We start from the raw sequence: 2,308 nt of genomic DNA, 5'->3' as shown, positions 1-2,308 counted from the left end.
GCCGACTGCCAGCAGTGGCCCCAGAAGTCGGCGAGCTTGCGGACGCCCTGGCGGCGGATGCGCAGGCCGCTGCCGGTGAAGCGGTGCTCGGGGCCGCCGTCGACGGTCACCGATCCGGTCGCGCGGAACAGCTGCTCGTAGCGCGGCCCGCCCATGAGGCCACCCTCCACCGAGTCCTTCAGCCGTGCCCCCGCGTCCGCGCGCAGCGCGCCCTGCACCCACGGCGGGACCGCCATCCGCGCCTCCACGTGGAAGCGGACGTCGACGACCGGGCCGTCCGTCCTGCCCGCGGCGAGGTCGGCGGAGGAGGTCCGGACGGCTTCGCCCGCGTAGGTCATCGTCCAGGTGCCGAACGGCTCGACGCACCGGAACTCCAGCCCGCCCGCGCCGAGCACCGTCGGACGCCCGTCGGGGCCTTCGGCCGGTCGCGCCGGGCCGCCGTCGCGGAGGCGGTACGCGCGCCCGTCCCCGAAGGCGACGTTGATCTGGAAGTCGTGGGCGTCCCAGTTCGCGGCGATCGCCTCGACGCCGATGCGCGGGAGCCCCACCTCGCCGCGATCGTCCACGACCCAGAAACTCACCGAATCGCGCATCTGCGGGTCGTCCGGACGCCGCGCGAACACGAGTTCGCGGGACGGGTCGATGCCTCCGGTCAGGTCGACGGTCATCTGCTGCCTCACTTTCCGATGGGGTCGTGGCGGCTCGTCCAGCGGTCCGCGGCCTCGACGTAGCGGGCGAACGACAGGCGCGCACGGTCGAGGTCGATCCCGAAGGCGACCGGGTCGGCGCGCGTGCCCGGCTCGCGTTCGGCCGCCGCCTCCGCCCACCAGTCGCGCATCCGCCGCTCGAACTCGCCGCCGACGGGCTCGCCCAGCCACGAGTACAGGCCCGCCACCTCGCCGATGGGGTCGGCCTGCATCGCGCGGAAGTCGATGTCGTAGAACCGGTCGTCGGCGCCGTCCGCGCGGAAGCGCAGCGCCCGTTCCATGCCGAGCGTCCAGTGGTCGACGTTGACGCGGCCGATGTAGGGCCGGTCGATCCGGTCGGTGAAGTTCCCGATGATGTCGGCGTACAGGTCGGCCACCGACAGCAGCACGTCGGTCGGGTCCCGGTGGGTCATGACGAACCGCGCGTCCGGGAAGACCCTGTCCAGGTGTTCCAGGAACAGGACGTGCGTCGGGCACTTCAACCGCCACGGCCGTTCCGGCTCGCCCCACTGGAGCAGCTTCATCACCCGGCGCTGGTACTCGAACGTCGTGGTGAGGTCGGCCTCCTCGACCAGCCACGCCGCGTACGTCGGCATACGGGCGAACGAGACGAACATGTAGGACTTGAAGTCCAGCGCCATCAGCTCGTGGCATTCCATCGGCCCGTGCGCGTGGACGGGGACGTGGTGCCGGGTGCCGACCATCTCCCCCTTGCCCGTCGGAATGCGCGGATCGGGGCCCCGCACGGTCGAGGGCGGCGGGCACGGCTGCGACGACTCCCAGCGCCGCAGGTACCGGACGTCCGGGTCCTGCGCCAGCAGCAGCGACAGCGCGGTCGAACCGGTGCGGGGCAGCCCGAGCCCGATCAGCGGCGCGACGATCGGCACGTCGTCGATCTCCGGGTGCCGCCGGTACCAGTCCTCCACCCGCAACCGCTGCGCGAGATGCCGGACGATCCGGTCGCGGAAGAACTCCGCGCCCGCGGCGTTCAACCGCGCCTCGTCCGCCAGCGCGGTCAGGAGGACGGCGAGCCCGTCCCGGAAGGAATCGTCGCCGAAATCGTCCAGCCCGGTCTCCTCGACGGCGGCTCTCGTCATTTCATCGATGGTCGGCATTCGGCCTCCGCTCGAAATTCGCCCCGATCGTCCGGAAAGTCGGGCGCGGGTCAGTTCATCCACTGCCCGCCGGCGACGTCGATGGTCTGGCCGCACATGTAGCCGGCGGCCTCGGAGGCCAGGTAGGCGACCATGTTGGCGACCTCTTCGGGCAGGCAGACCCGGCCGAGCTGGACCTGGGTGGTGATGGCCTCGGCGACCGCGCCGAGCGCGGCGCGGTCCTGATCGCTCCGCGGATCGAGGATGCGCCGCTGCAGATCGGGTTTGATCATGATTCCGGGCGCCACGCCCAGCACGTTGACGCCGCGCGGCGCCATCTCGTGGGCGAGGTTGCGGGTGAAGCCGACGACGCCCGCCTTGCACGAGTTGTAGACCACCAGGCCGCGCTGCTGGATCCGGCCGCCGACCGCCCCGATGTTGATGATCTTCCCCGAGCCCTGCGGCAGCAGATGCTCCAGCGCGGCGTGCGCGCCGTACATCATCATC

At 71.7% G+C, this 2,308-nt stretch carries 2 protein-coding genes and 1 pseudogene; all 3 read right to left on the bottom strand.

The annotated features are described in order from the left end of the window. Positions 1-668: pseudogene (locus BJF79_RS37920) on the bottom strand (hypothetical protein); the annotation flags it as partial. Positions 669-676: 8 nt separating this feature from the next. Continuing rightward, positions 677-1,822 (bottom strand): sulfotransferase family protein, encoded by a 1,146-nt coding sequence (locus BJF79_RS37915; RefSeq protein WP_075904617.1) that lies wholly within the window; start codon positions 1,820-1,822, stop codon positions 677-679. A 50-nt stretch (positions 1,823-1,872) separates the two neighbouring features. After that, positions 1,873-2,308, bottom strand: a 436-nt coding sequence (locus BJF79_RS37910; RefSeq protein WP_143220755.1) for an SDR family NAD(P)-dependent oxidoreductase, incomplete at its 5' end; no start/stop codon positions are given.

Origin of the sequence: Actinomadura sp. CNU-125 (assembly GCF_001942465.1) — a bacterium.
Taxonomy (GTDB): domain Bacteria; phylum Actinomycetota; class Actinomycetes; order Streptosporangiales; family Streptosporangiaceae; genus Spirillospora.
Note: the sequence above shows the minus strand (reverse complement) of the source record. Positions and strands in the feature narration are given on the sequence as shown.

What these genes read in the sequence shown, in the direction of transcription:
- BJF79_RS37915 (WP_075904617.1), bottom strand. Translation starts at nt 1,822, where the DNA reads ATGCCGACCATCGATGAAATGACGAGAGCCGCCGTCGAGGAGACCGGG.